The sequence below is a fragment of the Pseudoalteromonas sp. AS71 genome, from assembly GCF_038900275.1.
In the GTDB taxonomy this organism is placed as follows: Bacteria; Pseudomonadota; Gammaproteobacteria; order Enterobacterales; family Alteromonadaceae; genus Pseudoalteromonas.
In genome coordinates, this window is record NZ_JBBMQZ010000001.1 from 123,910 (window position 1) to 142,073 (window position 18,164).

Below are 18,164 nucleotides of genomic sequence, written 5' to 3' on the forward strand. Positions count from 1 at the left end.
CATGGTGATATTTAAATTTATTTTCTCTAGCCAGAGATTTTTAGTGAAAACAAGGCGAATTTACGCGTCAATAGCTGGCCTATTGCAAGTATATTCAACGCTGTTAGCGCTGTTAGCGCTGTTAGCGCTGAAAATAGCTGCTCGAGATAGATTTACTATCCAGAGCTCAGGTTATAATAGCGCGAAAGGGTTTTAGCATTGCAACGAGATGACTAAACACTTTGCAGTTAAGGGGTCGTTAAGCCCCATTGCGCTAGATTTTTAGGCTATACAGCTAAGGTAAAAGCGCTTTCTTAAAAGTTTAATAGCTTTTACCTGTCTCATTATAACTATATGGGTTAAAATACCTACATAACCAACTAACAAGATAGTGAATGTCAAACCAAGATCCAAATCTCAGTCGAGAACAAGAAAAGTACGAAAACCCAGTCCCTAGTCGTGAGTTTATACTTACTCACCTTCAAGAGCGTTCAAAGCCTGCTAACTACGCGCAATTATGTGAAGAACTAGCAGTAAATGATGACGAACGCCAAATAGCATTTAAACGCCGCCTTCGCGCTATGGAGCGTGACGGACAGCTGTATTTTAATAAATTTAAATGCTATGCCCTAATTGACGAAGCCGGTTTAACCAAAGGCAAAGTAATAGGCCACAGAGACGGTTTTGGCTTTTTAGAAGTTGAAGGCGAGAGTAAAGATTGGTTTATTGCTAAACACCAAATGAACATGGTGTTACACGGCGACATTGTACTAGCTAAAGGCACTAAACGTGGCTCTGGCTCAAAATGCGATGCACGTATTATAAAAGTGCTTACTAACGAGCGCGCGCCAATTGTTGGCCGCTACTTTGTAGAGCATGGTGTTGCTGTTGTAGTCGCTGAAGATCCGCGCATCACGCAAGATATAATGATTTTACCAGGCAACGAAAACGGTGCCCGCCATAACCAAATGGTGCAGGTTAAAATTACACAAAATCCAAGCCGTAACATGAACGCGGTAGGTAAAATTATAGACGTACTTGGTGAGCATTTAGCCCCAGGTATGGAAATTGAAGTCGCACTGCGCAATCACGATATTCCACATGTATGGCCAGAAGAAGTTGAAGCACAAGTTGCCCACCTAGGTGAATTTGTTGACGAAGCTGACAAACAAGGTCGCGTAGATTTACGTGACATACCACTTGTAACTATTGATGGCGAAGACGCGCGCGACTTTGATGATGCCGTATACTGTGAACCAAAAAAATCGGGTGGCTGGCGCTTATGGGTTGCCATTGCCGACGTATCGCATTATGTAGGAATGAACACGCCGCTTAACAAAGAAGCAATTTTGCGTGGTAACTCAGTGTATTTCCCTGAGCAAGTAATTCCGATGCTACCAAAAGTGCTTTCTAATGGACTATGTTCGCTTAATCCAAAAGTAGATCGTTTATGTATGGTTGCCGAAATGACCGTATCGAGCGCGGGCAAACTTTCGGGCTATAAGTTTTACGAAGCGATAATGAACTCGCATGCACGTTTAACTTACACCAAAGTAAATGCCATTTTACAAAACGACGAAAAACTACGCGAAGAATATTCAGCCGTAGTGCCACATTTAACTGACTTACAGCAAATGTATATGGCACTTAAAGCAGCACGACAAGAGCGTGGTGCCATTGAGTTTGAAACCCTAGAAACACGTTTTGTATTTAACGCTCAGCGTAAAATAGAATCAATAGTGCCAGTTATTCGTAACGACGCGCACAAACTAATTGAAGAATGTATGATTTTAGCCAATGTATCGGCGGCTAAAATCCTTGAAAAGCATGAAGCAAGCGCGCTTTATCGTGTGCATGACGAACCAGATGGCGAAAAACTGGGTAACTTTACTAAGTTTTTAGGTGAGTTAGGTATCGAAAGCACATTAAGCGACGAGCCAACGCCAAAAGAAATAACCCAAGTATTAGCGCGACTAGGTGACCGCCCAGAAGCCGAACTAATTCAAACTATGCTACTGCGTTCAATGAAACAAGCTGTATATCAGCCAGATAACATTGGTCACTTTGGTTTAGCGTTATCGGCTTATGCGCACTTTACATCGCCAATACGTCGTTACCCAGATTTAGTAGTACATCGTGCTATTAAAGCAGTTATAAAAGCACAAGGTCAGCAAACGTCTGGCGAATACGCTTATACTGACGACGAAGTTGATCAACTAGGTGAGCAGTGTTCTACCACAGAGCGCCGCGCTGACGATGCAACTCGCGAAGTAGCCGATTGGCTTAAATGTGAGTTTATGCAAGATCATGTAGGCACTGAATTTAACGGTGTTATTTCATCGGTCACTAACTTTGGTTTGTTTATTCGTTTAGACGATTTACAAATTGATGGGCTTGTTCACGTTACTAATTTAGGCGACGAGTTTTTTGCGCATGATGCAGCAAAACACACCCTAATAGGTGAGCACTCTCACAAAGTTTATCGCCTTGGCGATAAAGTAACAGTAAACGTTGCATCGGTTAGTTTAGACGATCGCCGTATCAACTTAACGCTTAAAGGCGATGTTGCACAAGACAGATACTCACGTCGCCGTGCGCCAAAAAAAGGTTCAGGTAAATCTGAGCATGCGCCAGCAAGTGTTCGCTCGCAATTAAAAGCAGGCAAAGTACCGGGTAAAAAGTCGCACAGCGATGACAAACCAAAGGGCAAAAAAAAGCCAGCAAATAAAGATAAAGGCAAGCCTGCAAATAAGTCTGCAACAAAACCCGCAGATAAAAAAGCAGCAGACACTGCCGTAAAGAAAAAACCGAAGAAGAAGGCAGTTAGAAAGCCTAAAAGAGCTGGCAAAAATGCCCGCAAAAGTACTAGTCCAGGAGCAGATAATACGTGAGTAATGAATTAATTTTTGGCTTTCACTCTGTTGAAGCAATTTTAGAAAGCGAGCCAGAGCGCTTTGTAGAAATTTACGCCCTTAAAGGTCGTGACGACAAACGCTCAACTCCGATTATTGATGAAGCACGTAAATTTGGCATTTCAGTACAGTTTATGCAGCGTAAAGCCCTTGATAGCAAATCGAAAGGTGAGCAGCATCAAGGTATTATTGCCAACGTAAAAGCTGCTCCTACATTTAATGAAAAAGATCTTGATGCGATAATCGCTCGTGAAGACACACCGTTTTTACTTGTACTTGATGGTATTACCGATCCGCATAACTTAGGCGCATGCCTACGTAGTGCAGACGCGGCAGGTGTTCACGCTATAATTGTACCTAAAGATCGCTCTGCAAAACTTAACGGCACAGCACGCAAAGTAGCTTGTGGCGCAGCCGAAACAGTACCGCTTATTCAAGTTACTAACCTTGCACGCACGCTTCGCGAAATTAAAGATGCAGGCGTATGGGTTGTAGGCACTGCTGGCGAAACTGATAACCACGTATTTGATGCAAGCTTAACAGGCCCAATGGCTATTGTTATGGGCGCAGAAGGCGAAGGCATGCGACGCTTAACGCGTGAGCATTGCGATATGCTCGTTAAAATTCCTATGGCGGGTACTGTTTCAAGCTTAAACGTATCGGTAGCTACGGGTATTTGTTTGTTTGAAGTATTACGCCAACGTAACGCAAATAACTAATATATAGACGATAAGTTTTATGTATTAAAAAGCCGAGATTGAAATTCAATCTCGGCTTTTTTGTATCTGTAATTTACGCTTTAACTTTGTAAGCTTTGATAAACGGTTTAATAACAAGGCAATAATTTAGATGTGTAGTAGCTCTTACATAAAAAATTATTAACGCTGTTAGTGAATCATTTATCCTATACAAAGCGCAGGTAAACGGTTTAATAACAAGGCAATAATTTAGATGTGTAGTGCTTTTACATAAAAAATTATTAACGCTGTTAGTGAACCGTTTAACCAGCTTTAAGCTTAAAAGCTATAAGTGTAGCCCATCTGTACTGTACGCGGCTTACCTGGCTGAATACCACCGTTTGAACGGTTAGCAACGTATGTTTTATCAAACAAGTTATCAACGCTTAGGTATACTTTTTGATTCTCATCGATTAAGTATTTAGCAGCTAAATCCCATACTACGCGGCTATCAATTGCGTTTAAGCCCGACTCAGTCAAATTAGCATGCGCATCAGATACGTAACGTATTTGGCTGTTAACTACAAACGCAGAAAACTCAGCACCTAACGATAGCGCTACTTGGTTTTCTGGTACGTAAGGCATTGCATCGCCTTTTTCTACCGCGCCCCAAATTTCTGAATCAAAATCGTTTTTAAACTCAGAGTCTGTGTAGGTATACGTTAATTTAACTGGGAACATAGCTGTATCAGTTGCAAACGTACGTGCTGCACTAAATTCAAAGCCTGCTACTTCTACTTCACCGTAGTTGTATTGGTCGCCAATGTTGTCGTCGCTACAACCAACCGCTGCAGTACAGTTACCGTGCATGTTGTCGTAGTCAGAGTAAAAGGCAATTACTTCACCGCTAAAGCCATCCATATTAAAGCGAGAGCCAAACTCAATGTTTACACTTTCTTCTTCTTCTTGGTCTGCATTACCTGGTGCTGCTGGTGCATAACCTTTTTGAATGCCCGCAAGTAGCGTTACGTTTTCGTTAAGCGTGTAAGTGGCACCTAACGACGGAACTAAAATTTCTGTGTCGTTCGACACATCTTTAGTTAAACCGTTGCTGCGTGTTGGATCTGATTTAGACCACTCTTCACGCGTAATGGTAATGTCTTCATAGCGAAGACCTGCACTTACTACTAATGCATCAATTGTCCACTCGTCTTGAATAAACAAGGTGCTTGCTTCTGCGCTATCTACACGGTTGCTGTCTGAGCCCGGAACGCCTTGCTCTGTAAGCGTTAAGCTCAAGTCTTGATTAAGAGTGTAGGTATCTTGCCACTGAAAACGATCCATTTCGTCTTCGTGGTAACGTACGCCAACAGTCACATAATGATCGCCTGCAGGAATATGTAATTCAGACTGAATACCTTTAGCTTGGTAATCGCGGTTATTAGCTTTAACACCAATACCTTCAATGCCTTCGCTTGTTGGGTTTGCTTCAAAATCGCTGTACTGCTCAAGAGTACTTAAACCTACGCTGCTGGCTTTATACCAGTTACGATGAAAATCGTTTAAGTAAGCCGTAGCTAAAAATTCATAGCCATCACCAAAACGGTACGCGTAGTTAAGTTGGTATGCGTTGTGGCGAGTATTCATTTCATCGTTTTGCGATGCAGCATAACGACGGTAAGGGCTTTTTTGGTAGTCTTCGTCTGTTAAGCCCATATATGTTTCGTCTGATGTTTCATCAGAGTACTTAATTTTTAGCTCTAAATTATGGGCATCGTTTTGACCAAACGTGTGGCCAAATTTTAATAGTAAATCTGTTTTTTCAAAGCCGGTGTTGTCATTGCCTACTGGCAGCTCTTTAAAACCGTCTGCGCCGTAAGTAAATACTTCAATTAAGCCTGCTGTGTTGTTTTTTTCTTTACCGAAGTAAGCGTGACCTTTGTAGTAACCATCACCACCAAGGGCTGCATCTACCATACCTTTTGAGCTATTTGGCTCAGTAGGTAAGCTGCGCGAAAGTAAGTTTAAAACACCACCCGTAGTGCGCGGGCCATACTTAACTGATGCCGCGCCTTTTAATACTTCAATAGACTCCATACGACCCATAGTAGGGAAGTAGTAAGCAGAAGGTGCAGAGTATGGTGCTGGTGCAACTAATACACCGTCTTCCATTACTGATATTTTATCGTTACGGCCAGTACCTGTGCCGCGCATACCAATATTAGGGCGAAGGCCGTAACCGTCTTCTTCTTGCACGTAAACGCCCGGAACAGACGCTAAAACGCGAGAAATATCAGTAAATTTGAATTTTTGAAGTTCTTCATCAGAAATAAACGTAGCCGAACCAGGAATGTCGTTAATTGCTTGTTCTGAGCCAATAACAGTAATTTGTTCAAAGCGTTGTTCTTTATCGCTGGTGTCTTTTGCTATTGCAGTAGCACTAAAAGACAAAGCAACCGCAGTTGCCAAAGTAGATACTAAAAACTTAGGGTTCATTGTGTTCCTAATCATGTCAATTATCTTAATTGGCGTAATTTGAACACGTTAACGAATACGAATCAATGTTATTAACTATTTAATTATTCAGTTTAATAGAACTAAAAACACCTACTTATGCAACTTAGTTAACTAAATTGTTTCTTTTGTATTATTTTGTAATTGCTTTACTAGCTATAAAGGCTGAACGAATTATATGTGCTACGTAAGCGCTAGCCCAAGCGTAGAGCTATAAATTCAGCGAGTTTATCTACCGCATTTTCCGACTCACCCGAACTTTTAACCAAACTAATACCAATATTACCAAGAGCTGGTAAATGCTTGGTTTGAACCTGATAGTTAAGCTCACTCGGTACTGTACTTTTGGCAAGTACGGTAATACCTAAGCCTTCTTTTAATGCAGCAATAAGGCCGGTTAAATCGGCGTTGCTATAAACTATTCGGTATTTAATGCCTGCACTTTTTAATGCATCAGTAGCACGGCGACGATAAATACATCCCTCTGGTGCGGTAACTAGGGTAACCACCTCATTATGCGCAAGTGACAGGTCGCCCACCCACACTAGTTCGTCTTGCATAAAAATAGGAAACTTATCAGAGTTGAGTCGCTCATTTAGCGCAAGTACTAAATCAAACTGATCTTGGCGAGAAGCCGAAAGCAAATGCTTACTTAAACGCGACTTAACCTCTAACGACACCTCAGGGTAGAGCGCCACAAAGTCGCCAATAATTGAGGGTAAAATACGCGCTGCAAATTCGCTCGGAATACCCAAGCGCACTTTACCTGCAATGTTTTCTGAGGTGAACTGCTGCAAAATAGCATCGTTGTGTTGCATCATTTGTTTTGCCATAGGCAATAATAGCTCGCCGTACTGGTTTAATACTTGGCGCTGCCCTTGTTTTTTAAATAGTTTATAGCCAAGCACGTCTTCTAAGCGCTTGATTTGCAAACTTACAGCAGGTTGCGACAGGCCAAGTAAATCGCCTGCTTTAGCAAAGCCACCTATTTCAACTACCATTACAAAAGTACGTAAAGCATCGGTTGATATGTTTTTCATATTTAAAATTACAATTTATATAGCCATATATATAAGTATTATTTATCAATTGATAAATAATTACAATTTGTTGTTGATAGACGTGGGCAATATAATTTTGTAATCGAAAATACACAGGTGTTTGTTATGACTTTTAACCCAATAATGTTTGCCCGCCACAGCAACGCAAGTAGTGCGGTTACTAACGCTTTGCAAACTAACAACAATCACGTTGTAATGGATTTTAGCGGAACCGAAACCAGTGTATTTTTAAGCACTATTTTAGGCCTTGATTTAACTAAGCTTACCGCCAGCGGTTTAGGCTTAAAAGGCACGCTTGATGGCGACTATAATTCTGACTACAGTTTTGCTGTTTATTACTTTAGCGAAACCGCCTTTAGATTCGTACTACCACACAACGCAAGCCTTCAACTACAAGCGCTTATAAACGAGCAGCAATTACGTTTTGATATTGATTATGTAGTACGCACCGACCTAGCAAGCTTTATTTTAAGTGGCGACAACGCATTTGATACCCTAGTTAATGCTTTTAAATTAACACCAGGTTTGCGCCTTTCTGACGCGCAACTTTGCTACGGTGCACAAAGCGGTGATGTATTTATTACCGCCATTGATAAAAACGACGAACAACACTTTGTATTAGTAGCTAAACAACAAGAATTACAAAAATGGCAAAGCTACATGCAAGCGCAAGGCTTTGCACTTATGCATAGTGAAGCCGCATAACGAATAAAAACAACAGGCGAGCATAACAATGTTTACCTGTTTTTATATCTATTTAAGCCACGCCCTAAACAGGGTTAATTTAAACGTGAAGGAATGTTATGACTTCTAAAACTGTACTACATGCTAAGCACCTAGAAGCGGGCGCAAAAATGGTTGATTTTCATGGCTGGGAAATGCCAATCAACTACGGCTCACAAATAGAAGAACACAATAGCGTGCGTACCGATGCAGGTATGTTTGACGTATCACACATGACCATTGTTGATATTGAAGGGCCTCAAGCACAAGCATTTTTACGTAAGCTAGTAGCTAACGACGTTGCAAAATTAACCGTACCAGGCAAAGCGCTTTACACAGGCATGCTTAACGAGCAAGGCGGTGTAATAGACGACTTAATTATTTATTTCTTTAGCGAAACGTTTTACCGCCTAGTTGTTAACTCAGCAACACGCGAAAAAGACCTAGCGCATTTAGCTAACGTATCGAGCGACTTTGACGTAACTGTTACAGAGCGCCCAGAGTTTGCAATGATTGCAGTACAAGGCCCTAACGCTAAAGCAAAAACAGCCACGCTTTTAAATGCCGAGCAACAAGCAGCTGTTGAAGGTATGAAGCCGTTTTTTGGTGTTCAAGTAGGTGATTTATTTATTGCCACAACGGGTTATACTGGCGAAGACGGTTACGAAATAGTAGTACCGAACGACCAAGCAGCCGATTTATGGCAACAACTGCTAGACGCAGGGGTTAAGCCTGCTGGTTTAGGTGCACGCGACACGCTACGTTTAGAAGCAGGTATGAACCTTTACGGCCTAGATATGGACGAAAGCGTATCACCACTTGCAGCTAACATGGCATGGACCATTGCATGGGAACCAGAAGATCGCGACTTTATTGGTCGTGACGTACTTGTTAAGCAACGCGCAGAAAAAAGCACTGACAAACTAGTTGGCTTAGTGTTTGAAGAAAAAGGCGTGTTGCGTAGCGGTTCTAAAGTAATTGTTGACGGTGGGATAGGTATTATTACCTCTGGTACTTTTTCACCAACACTTGGTTTTAGTGTCGCCCTTGCACGTGTACCACGTTCAACAGGCGATACAGCTCAAGTAGAAATGCGTAAAAAATTAGTAAACGTTAAAGTAGTAAAGCCTAGCTTTGTACGTAACGGTAAATCAATACTTTAAATAATTTGGTTATACCAAGCACAATAATTATTGCGATTGGTATCCTCCCAATATAAACCAAAGGACAAATAAAATGAGCAACATTCCTAGCGAGTTAAAATACGCACCTTCACACGAGTGGGTTCGCAGTGAAGGCGACGGTACATTTACTGTTGGTATTTCTGAGCATGCACAAGAACTTCTTGGTGACATGGTATTTGTTGAATTACCAGAAGTTGGCGACGAAGTAGACGCTGGCGAAGACTGTGCAGTAGCAGAGTCAGTTAAAGCAGCATCAGACATTTACGCACCTATTAGTGGCGAAATTGTTGCTATTAACGAAGAACTTGAAGATTCACCTGAAACAGTAAACAACGACGCTTACGGCGACGGTTGGTTATTCCGTATTAAAGCATCTGACGAGTCTGAGCTAGACAACTTATTAGACGCTGAAGGTTACTCGCACACTATCGACGAAGAATAATCATTTTTTGAAGATAACTAAAAGCCCCGTTTAATGCATAAAAATGGGGCTTTTATGATTTTACAGCGCACAACCCCATACTGAGTGAGCTGTTAAATCGTCAAATATTTTAATTAATGCTAGTTACCCATTAGCATTTAGGATCATAGGAATCTGGATTCATGTCAAACGCCAAATCTCTTGAAGAACTAGAGCAAAAGCAAGATTTTATTCGCCGCCATATTGGGCCAAGCCCAGCACAAGTAAGCGATATGCTAAGTGCTTTAGAAGTATCGAGTGTGCAAGAGCTCATTGACCAAACTGTACCTGCTAGCATTCGCTTAGAGCAGCCATTAACAGTTGGACAAAGCCGTACTGAAGTTGAAACACTAAGCTACCTAAAATCAGTAGCAAGCAAAAATAAAGTTTTCAAATCGTACATTGGCCAAGGCTACCACCCAACTAACGTACCGCACGTAATTTTACGTAACGTACTAGAAAATCCAGGTTGGTATACAGCGTACACACCGTATCAGCCAGAGATTGCACAAGGGCGTTTAGAATCATTATTAAACTTCCAAACTATGACCCTAGATTTAACCGGTCTTGATTTAGCAAGCGCGTCACTACTTGACGAATCAACAGCCGCTGCAGAGGCTATGGGCCTTGCAAAACGCGTATCAAAAGCTAAAAAAGCCAATGCCTTTTTCATCGCAGACGACGTACACACACAAACAATCGACGTAGTAACAACGCGTGCCGAGCAGTTTGGTTTTGAAATAATTGTAGGTAAAGCAGAAGATGCCGTTAACCACGACATTTTTGGCGCATTGTTCCAATACCCAACTACATCAGGCGAAGTAGTAGACATAACTGACCTAATTGCTGGCGTGCAAAGCAAAAAGGCGATTGCCTGTGTTGCTGCCGACATAATGAGTTTATTACTATTAAAAGCACCGGGTAAACTAGGCGCAGACGTAGTGCTTGGTTCGGCTCAACGTTTTGGCGTACCTATGGGTTACGGCGGTCCACACGCTGCATTTTTTGCAACACGTGACGCATACAAACGTTCATTACCAGGTCGTATTATTGGTGTATCTAAAGACCGTTTAGGTAATGACGCACTACGTATGGCAATGCAAACGCGCGAACAACATATTCGCCGCGACAAAGCCAACTCAAACATTTGTACAGCGCAAGTATTACTTGCCAACATGGCAGCGTTTTACGCGGTGTACCACGGTCCACAAGGCTTAAAAACTATCGCGCAGCGTATACATCGCTTTGCTGATATTTTAGCTGCTGGCTTAAAAGCTAAAGGCATCGCACTTAAGCACAGCACGTGGTTTGATACCCTTACAATTGCAGATGACAACAAAAACGACGTAACAGCACGTGCAATTGCAAAAGGCGTAAACTTTGCAACAAACCACGAAGGCGAGTACTCAATTTCGGTATCAGAGACAACAACACGTGCCGATATCGCTGAGTTATTTGATATTATTTTAGGCGAAGGCCATGGTCTAAGTGTTGACGCTATTGCAGCCGACGTTGAAGCAAATGGCAGCGAGTCTATCCCTGCAAGTTTAGTACGTGATGACGAAGTACTAACGCATCCAAACTTTAACAGCTACCACAGCGAAACAGATATGCTTCGCTACATTAAGCGACTAGAAAGCAAAGACTTATCGCTTAATCACTCAATGATCTCGTTAGGCTCATGTACCATGAAACTAAACGCGACTGCTGAGATGATCCCAATTACGTGGCCTGAGTTTGCAAACCTTCACCCATTCTGCCCGCTAGATCAAGCAGAAGGTTACCAAATAATGATTGGCGAACTACATGACTGGCTAGTAAACATTACCGGTTACGATGCAGTATCGCTTCAGCCAAACTCTGGCGCGCAAGGTGAATACGCAGGCTTAATCGCGATTCGTAAATACCACGAATCACGCGGCGATGCACACCGCAATGTATGTTTAATCCCAAGCTCTGCGCACGGTACTAACCCTGCATCAGCGCAAATGGCGAGCATGAAAATTGTGGTAGTTAACTGCGACAAAAACGGTAACGTAGACATGGCTGATTTAAAAGCGAAAGCTGAAGAAGTGTCTGAAAACTTATCGTGCATCATGATCACATACCCGTCTACGCACGGCGTATACGAAGAAACAATTCGCGAAATTTGTGACATTATTCATGAGCACGGCGGCCAAGTTTACATGGACGGCGCAAACATGAACGCGCAAGTTGGCGTAACAAGCCCAGGCTTTATTGGCTCAGACGTATCGCACTTAAACTTGCATAAAACGTTTTGTATTCCACATGGTGGCGGTGGTCCAGGTGTTGGCCCAATTGGTGTTAAATCGCACCTTGCGCCGTTTATGCCAAACCACAGCGTAATTAACGTACCAGGTACTAACATCGGTAACGGTGCGGTATCGGCAGCGCCTTACGGTTCAGCCGCTATTTTACCTATTTCATGGGCTTACATTACCATGATGGGTTCAGAGGGCTTAAAACAAGCCACTGAAATGGCTATCGTTAATGCTAACTACTTAACGCATGAGCTAAGCAAGCACTTCCCAATTTTATACCGTGGTCGTAACAACCGTGTTGCTCACGAATGTATTGTTGACCTGCGCCCGCTTAAAGAGCTATCAGGCATTACTGAAATGGACGTAGCTAAGCGCTTGCAAGACTACGGCTTCCATTCACCAACTATGTCGTTCCCAGTTGCTGGCACATTAATGATTGAGCCAACTGAGTCTGAATCAAAAGGTGAGATTGACCGCTTTATCGAAGCAATGGTGTCAATTAAAGGCGAAATTGAAAAAGTAATCTCTGGCGAATGGTCAATCGAAAACAACCCGCTAGTGTTTGCACCGCATACACAAGGCGACGTGTTAGGTAACGAATGGGATCGTGCATACGACCGTTTTTACGCTGCATTCCCAGTGCCAAGCGTTGCTAAAAACAAGTTCTGGCCAACCGTTACACGTATAGACGACGTATACGGCGACCGTAACTTAGTGTGTTCATGCCCAGCGGTTGAGACTTATCGCGACTAAGAACAGAGACTAATTTTTTTGAACTTTAATGGGGAGTAAGTTCCATTATAGTTTGGGAATTTATCAAAATTATAAAAGCCGTTGCAGCAATGCAACGGCTTTTTTGTGTGTGTTTAAACATTGTAGACGCACAGCTTGCTGGCGTGTTGGGCGCAGCCCAAAAGGTGTTTAATTATTGTTGGCGCATACTTTGTTTGCTTTTGGCTCATTGAGGGATTAGAAACCTTTTTCAAGGTTTTGTCGCGCTGGCGACGGCAGCCAAAGAGGGGCTGCCGCTGGTCCCTCTCTGGACACTCTCAGCGCACCCGAGCATCACGCTTAATCCTTCAAATAATTAATTGATGTGAACGTAAACGCCATGAAAGCACATCCATGTGCAAGCATGGCTTTCATTTCATCCATGAAATGCATTACTCATCAATTGCTTATTTTCAGGGCGTGATGACGGGGAAGGGTGTTAAACGTGTGATTGGTATTTGGTCTTAGCAAGAATCAAAACCTGACTTGCTTATCTCCATAGCACTCAGCACTATCCTATAATTTTGAGTAACTCTCAAATAGGACTTTCTTTGTTTATTTGTCAAACTTATGTATTCTATAACTTTATTGTTTCAGTATTTTGGGGAAAATAGTGTTAGAGGCTTTCAAGGGAGTTGAAAAAAAGTTTCCATGGTCTTTTTCTGGGTTTATTTTGGCAGTTATCTTTGGAGCGCTTTCCGTTTATTTAGGTTTCTATAAAAAATCAGTACCGGATTTAGATTATATAATTACATCAAATTCTGCTGTACTAGATGTTAAAGAAAAGCTTGGGGAATTAGATATTCTTTATAAAGGCAATAGCTTAAAAGAAAAAAATCAAGAACTTCGGTTTATGACTGTAAGAGTTATAAATAATGGTGATACAGCTATAACAGAGGGGTCATATGATTCGAAGTTACCTATTGGCTTTTCAATAACAGATGGTGTAGTTGCTGAAGAGCCTTCCTATATAGCGTTCAGCCAAGAGTATTTGAAAACTAATCTAAAAGTAAAGAAAATTAATTCTACAGACGTAGGTTTTAATAAAATTATTTTAGATCCAGAACATTATTTTGATATTAAGTTACTGATTTTATATGAGTCAGGTAATAACCCGTCGATAAAGCCATTGGGAAAGGTCGCCTCTCTGGATGAAATTGATGTGCTGTTTAATGTAAATAGTATTGAGGAAAAATCTTTTCTTAGAAGCTCGTTTTCAGGCTCTCTTGGAATGCAAGCTGTTAGAATTTTTACTTATGGGATCGCTTTCTTCTTTGTTTTAGCTTATTTGGTCACGATAAGTGAAAAATTTCATGAGTGGAAGTTAAAGAAAAAAAGGCAAGCGCTTGTAAAAACATTTAAAGAATACAATGAATCAAAAATATCCCTCAGAGATGAAATTTTCTTTAGGCTTTACTTAAGTGGCTCTGAAAGGTGTATTCAGGACTTAGAATACTTATTGAGCAACCCAGAAAAGCTAAGAAAATATTTAAGCTCTAAAAAAGATAAAATTAAATTTAGAAATAACACTTTAAATGTGACTTTGTTTCAGTTAGAAACAGAAGAAATTGTTCGTATAGAAGATTGCGCTTTGAGTGTTTGTGGTGAAAGATTGGGCATCTTAGTTAGTTTTATTGAGTACTTGAGAAGCAAGGGAGAGATGAATAATTATGATTCTGCAACAGAGGAATGCACCAAAGATTTCTCTGATGATGTCGAGGCTCTTAAACTCAATCATTTAAAACTGCAAGGTGCGATGGCTTTACATGAGTGTAGTTATGCTAAAGGTGTAAGTTATTTTGAAGAATATCTTAAAGCAAATCCAAATGATCCAAGCGTACTATGGAAACTAGCATGTTGTTATAAGAGATTAGAACAGTATGCTGATGCATTAGAATTGATTGAAAAAGCAATTAGATACAGCGATGATGCTACCTCTAACTACTTACTTTTTTATAATTATGCATGTTACTTATCTTTAAATAAGCAGAGTGTAGATAAAGTCATGGAACAGCTTGAGATCGCGATTGAGAAAGATGATGGAACGACTGTAATATCACACCTATCAACTGAGTCTGACTTTGAAAATATACGCAATGAACCTGCATTTGTCAGCCTTATTGAAAAGTATAAGGTAGCTCAATAACATAGTTTATATTTTACGAAAAGGCTTGTTTATTGTTGTTGATCTATACTAAACTTGTAAACAGAGTTAATCGACAGTCTTACGGACTGACTACTTTTAAATTAAACAACGTTGGTGAACATTATGATGAATGAAACAAGAACTTTAGATGATATTACTCCACCAATTATCGATTAAATTTATTTAAAGCCAGCTCGATGCTGGCTTTTTAATTTCTATGGTAACCCCAATGTTATTTTAAATTTAGTTATTAATAGCTAAATATTTATTTCTAACCTCCTTTCTCAACCTCTTTACCGTCCAAGAACCAAAGGGGTCAAATCTTGACTTCGGACATTGGTGATCTAGATTTATAGTTTATTGCCCGTTGAGTTAATTACTCTGTCTAGACCACTGCGAATAGAATATGAAAATGCGTTTACCATGTGATTAACCGTGGTAGAGAAGAAAACCAAAGGGGTCACCCATTAGAAAATTCCGGTCAAGCAGACAGCTGTGTTTACTTGATCTTTTTATTCAAAAACCAAGTGTTCTTATTATTTAAACTCAATTGCAGCATGACTACACATCCTACTAGAAGGCTAGCTTATCTAAACTAACTTCACCAAAGCGTGTTAGTAATAAATCTTCTGAAGCTTTAAGTGCACTGGCTAGTTCTCTATTTACTGCTTTTTCAATCAGGCATTCTGTATGTTCATCACTTAAGCCGATAGTGAATACAGAGCTTTCACCTAAGGCGATATGAATATCTAGCAAGGTGATATCTGCTAATGAGACATTTAAAAGCCAGCCGCCGCCGTGCCCTTTTATCGAAGTTACATAACCTTTATCGCGTAACCTCGCCATAGTACGCCTTACAACCACAGGATTAGTTTGTAGCATGGTTGCTATATGATTTGATGTTGCAGGCCTGTCCATGTGATCCATGTGAATTAGAATATGCAGCATGCGCGATAAACGACTGTCTTTTCTCATTTTATTCTCTTCTTAATATACAAATAGCCTCAGCTATTTTATGTGTTTGATAATATCACGAAACTTTTAATGTTGCATGTGTTGACTTTCAAAACTCATGTAACTTAATATGTTTCATGAGTTGGTGTTGATGAATGAATCTGTTTGCAATAAATGAGGAACTAAAGATGAAGCAGGATGTTGTGATTATAGGTGGGAGTTTTGCGGGGATTTCCGCAGCAACGCAATTAGTAAGGGCTCAGCGCAAAGTAACTGTTATTGATGCAGGTAAACCAAGAAACAGATTCACTGATCATTCGCATGGTTTTTTAGGCTTAGATGGATACAGTCCTGCAGCAATTAAAGAGAAAACATGGCAGCAGTTACAAGCGTATGAAAGTGTTAATATTATTGAAGATAAAGTGGTTGATATTAACAAAGAAGTGCAGGGCTTTACCGTAAAAATCAATAACGGTGAAACAATCGCCTGTAAAAAAATTATCCTCGCCACAGGCTTAAAAGATGAATTGCCTGATATTAAAGGCGTTAAAGCGCGTTGGGGTAAAAGTGTTATACATTGCCCTTATTGTCACGGCTATGAGTTACGCAATCGCTCGTTAGGCGTTATTGCAACGGGGCCACTGTCTTTGCATCAAGCAGGAATGATCCCTGATTGGGGAGTTACCACCTATTTCTCTCAAGGCGAATACCAGCCTGATCCAGAGCAGAAACTTTTTTTACAGCAACGTGGTGTTAGCTTTGAAGATATGCCCGTTGTTGAAGTGTTAGGGGATAACCTTGAAGTATCAGCGGTAAAACTTACCGATGATCGCATCATTGAATTAGGAGGCTTATATGTTGGGCCTAAAACACATATGGCGAGCCCCCTTGTTGAGCTTTTAGGCTGTGAGTTTACTGATGGGCCAATGGGCGCTGTAGTTGTAACTGACGATTTTAAACAAACCACAGTTGCTGGTGTATTTGCCGCTGGCGATATAGCGAATCCAATGCAAAATGCCACATTTGCTTCAGCCTCAGGTGTAATGGCGGGTATAGGTGCACATAAACAATTAATACACGAGTTATTGTAGTTAAGTTATCAGCGCACATAAGGCCGTTAGCCTGACAAGAAATAAAGCATCATTAGAATCTTGGGAAACTACCTTCAAAGATAAACAAATGATGTGAAAATAGGTATGGTTAGGTCTTTCTTTTTGCCTTTTTTATTTTAAAAAAAGGCAAGGCCAGATCCTAATAACCTGCAATGAAGCGCGGAATAAGGCGTGGCTCCCCTTTTTTATGCGCTTAAATTGGCAGTTATAAACTATAGCGCTACTAAGCTCTGCTCTAGCATTGCTTTTATTTGTTTTACTATTTTAGCTTCTGTTTCAGGTTCGAATTGTTGTATACGCGGGGTATGAATATGCCCTGTAGGTATACTTGAATTAAGTGCGTCACGCAGGCGAATACTTCGGTACGATATTTCGTTAGACAAGTAACCACCTCCGCCGCCATTTACCGCAATACTATTCTTTAGCTCGCCGTACGAACCTGCTTTATAGGTTTTTTCAAGCGTGGTGACTTCGTGATTGTCGATAACTTTATAAGGGCCTTTGGCTTGTTGCATGTAACTTACAGGCAAGCTAAATTTTACAAACTCGTTGCCCGGGAGTGGTCGGCCATTAAGCTTTGGTATTACTGGGCTTGTTTGCGTTCCACCATACACAATATTGGCATTATCTGGGGCGGTTACACTGCGACGTTTACCCGGAAAGTGCTCTAAATCAAACTCTGTTCTGCCCATACTTACGGTTACTACCATGTCTACATTATTAAGTGCGTAGTAGGGGGCAAGTAGTGATTCTATTATGCCTTGGTCAAAGTCTTCGTAGCGCACAGGCACCATAACGGTGTTAATTTCTGCGCTCACGCCGTTGTAATTAATAACTTGGCCGTCGAGTAATAACGCTGCAACACCTGAGGGGTTACTTTGGTTTATGTTTCTATCGAGTAAAAATGGGTCAAAACCCGTTAGTAATATTTTTTTAGTGCTGCCTGACGAAAAAGCAAGGTCGGTACGGCCTCTGCTGCCTTCCTCAAGTAGGGTTAATAAAGTATTTAGTTGAGCCTGCGTAATTGAAAATTTAGGTGATGTTGTGCGTATTACTTTGCTTGAAAGCAGGCGTGCCCAGTAGAGCTCTCGGTCGTCGTAATTATTGGTTTTTACTATGCGTTGCTTGGCGTTTTCCCACAGTTCAAAGCTAAAGTTTTGTACTAATATTTTTGCACTTTTGAAGTCGTTTAACTCTTTAAATTGTTGTTCAAAACTTGATACTTCTGGGGTAAATGCTTTTAAAACACTTGGCATAGCTGTTTGGGCTTTGTTGATACGCTGTTCTTCAACAGTTAAAGGGTTACTTAAAGCAGCGAATGAAGAGGCAATTAAGCTGGTCGCTAATAATACTTTGATCATGATACTCCTAATATAAAGCGATTGTTTT

12 protein-coding genes are annotated in these 18,164 nt (G+C 41.0%); 8 read left to right on the forward strand and 4 right to left on the reverse strand.

Annotated features, from left to right (window positions below):
* The first annotated feature begins 374 nt into the window (after window positions 1-374).
* On the forward strand, window positions 375-2,870 hold the full coding sequence (gene rnr, locus WNY98_RS00675) for a ribonuclease R (protein ID WP_342876846.1): 2,496 nt from the start codon (window positions 375-377) through the stop codon (window positions 2,868-2,870).
* Complete coding sequence (rlmB, locus tag WNY98_RS00680; RefSeq protein WP_007378377.1) at window positions 2,867-3,610, forward strand: 23S rRNA (guanosine(2251)-2'-O)-methyltransferase RlmB; 744 nt, start codon at window positions 2,867-2,869, stop codon at window positions 3,608-3,610. Before rnr ends, rlmB begins: the two co-directional genes overlap by 4 nt.
* Window positions 3,611-3,907: 297 nt before the next feature.
* Here rlmB and WNY98_RS00685 read toward each other — a convergent pair whose 3' ends face one another.
* On the reverse strand, window positions 3,908-6,064 hold the full coding sequence (locus WNY98_RS00685) for a TonB-dependent receptor (RefSeq protein ID WP_170071708.1): 2,157 nt from the start codon (window positions 6,062-6,064) through the stop codon (window positions 3,908-3,910).
* A gap of 212 nt (window positions 6,065-6,276) precedes the next feature.
* Complete coding sequence (locus WNY98_RS00690) at window positions 6,277-7,122, reverse strand: LysR family transcriptional regulator (protein ID WP_342876847.1); 846 nt, start codon at window positions 7,120-7,122, stop codon at window positions 6,277-6,279.
* 126 nt (window positions 7,123-7,248) lie between these two features.
* On the opposite strand from WNY98_RS00690, the gene WNY98_RS00695 reads away from it, so the two are divergent.
* From WNY98_RS00695 to WNY98_RS00715, 5 genes are all read left to right on the forward strand, one after another.
* Window positions 7,249-7,848, forward strand: a complete 600-nt coding sequence (locus tag WNY98_RS00695; RefSeq protein WP_002958026.1) for a hypothetical protein — start codon at window positions 7,249-7,251, stop codon at window positions 7,846-7,848.
* Window positions 7,849-7,946: 98 nt separating this feature from the next.
* Window positions 7,947-9,029, forward strand: a complete 1,083-nt coding sequence (gene gcvT, locus WNY98_RS00700; protein WP_342876848.1) for a glycine cleavage system aminomethyltransferase GcvT — start codon at window positions 7,947-7,949, stop codon at window positions 9,027-9,029.
* A gap of 73 nt (window positions 9,030-9,102) precedes the next feature.
* On the forward strand, window positions 9,103-9,492 hold the full coding sequence (gene gcvH / locus WNY98_RS00705; RefSeq protein WP_024590231.1) for a glycine cleavage system protein GcvH: 390 nt from the start codon (window positions 9,103-9,105) through the stop codon (window positions 9,490-9,492).
* 161 nt (window positions 9,493-9,653) lie between these two features.
* Window positions 9,654-12,545 (forward strand): aminomethyl-transferring glycine dehydrogenase, encoded by a 2,892-nt coding sequence (gene gcvP / locus WNY98_RS00710; protein WP_342876849.1) that lies wholly within the window; start codon window positions 9,654-9,656, stop codon window positions 12,543-12,545.
* 631 nt (window positions 12,546-13,176) lie between these two features.
* Window positions 13,177-14,709, forward strand: a complete 1,533-nt coding sequence (locus WNY98_RS00715; RefSeq protein WP_058547057.1) for a tetratricopeptide repeat protein — start codon at window positions 13,177-13,179, stop codon at window positions 14,707-14,709.
* 573 nt (window positions 14,710-15,282) lie between these two features.
* Here WNY98_RS00715 and WNY98_RS00720 read toward each other — a convergent pair.
* Window positions 15,283-15,684: an Rrf2 family transcriptional regulator gene (locus WNY98_RS00720; protein ID WP_303543998.1), complete on the reverse strand. Its 402-nt coding sequence runs from the start codon at window positions 15,682-15,684 to the stop codon at window positions 15,283-15,285.
* Window positions 15,685-15,851: 167 nt separating this feature from the next.
* Between WNY98_RS00720 and WNY98_RS00725 the strand changes: the two genes are divergently transcribed.
* Window positions 15,852-16,754: an NAD(P)/FAD-dependent oxidoreductase gene (locus WNY98_RS00725; protein WP_342876850.1), complete on the forward strand. Its 903-nt coding sequence runs from the start codon at window positions 15,852-15,854 to the stop codon at window positions 16,752-16,754.
* A 233-nt stretch (window positions 16,755-16,987) separates the two neighbouring features.
* Here the strand turns inward: WNY98_RS00725 and WNY98_RS00730 are convergent, their stop codons facing one another.
* Window positions 16,988-18,136, reverse strand: coding sequence for a hypothetical protein (locus tag WNY98_RS00730; protein WP_342876851.1), 1,149 nt, complete (start codon window positions 18,134-18,136; stop codon window positions 16,988-16,990).
* Window positions 18,137-18,164 lie beyond the last annotated feature (28 nt).

What these genes read in the sequence shown, in the direction of transcription:
- gcvH (WP_024590231.1), top strand. Translation starts at nt 9,103, where the DNA reads ATGAGCAACATTCCTAGCGAGTTAAAATACGCACCTTCACACGAGTGG.
- WNY98_RS00730 (WP_342876851.1), bottom strand. Translation starts at nt 18,136, where the DNA reads ATGATCAAAGTATTATTAGCGACCAGCTTAATTGCCTCTTCATTCGCT.
- WNY98_RS00685 (WP_170071708.1), bottom strand. Translation starts at nt 6,064, where the DNA reads ATGAACCCTAAGTTTTTAGTATCTACTTTGGCAACTGCGGTTGCTTTG.
- gcvP (WP_342876849.1), top strand. Translation starts at nt 9,654, where the DNA reads ATGTCAAACGCCAAATCTCTTGAAGAACTAGAGCAAAAGCAAGATTTT.
- rnr (WP_342876846.1), top strand. Translation starts at nt 375, where the DNA reads ATGTCAAACCAAGATCCAAATCTCAGTCGAGAACAAGAAAAGTACGAA.
- gcvT (WP_342876848.1), top strand. Translation starts at nt 7,947, where the DNA reads ATGACTTCTAAAACTGTACTACATGCTAAGCACCTAGAAGCGGGCGCA.
- WNY98_RS00720 (WP_303543998.1), bottom strand. Translation starts at nt 15,684, where the DNA reads ATGAGAAAAGACAGTCGTTTATCGCGCATGCTGCATATTCTAATTCAC.
- WNY98_RS00725 (WP_342876850.1), top strand. Translation starts at nt 15,852, where the DNA reads ATGAAGCAGGATGTTGTGATTATAGGTGGGAGTTTTGCGGGGATTTCC.
- WNY98_RS00695 (WP_002958026.1), top strand. Translation starts at nt 7,249, where the DNA reads ATGACTTTTAACCCAATAATGTTTGCCCGCCACAGCAACGCAAGTAGT.
- WNY98_RS00690 (WP_342876847.1), bottom strand. Translation starts at nt 7,122, where the DNA reads ATGAAAAACATATCAACCGATGCTTTACGTACTTTTGTAATGGTAGTT.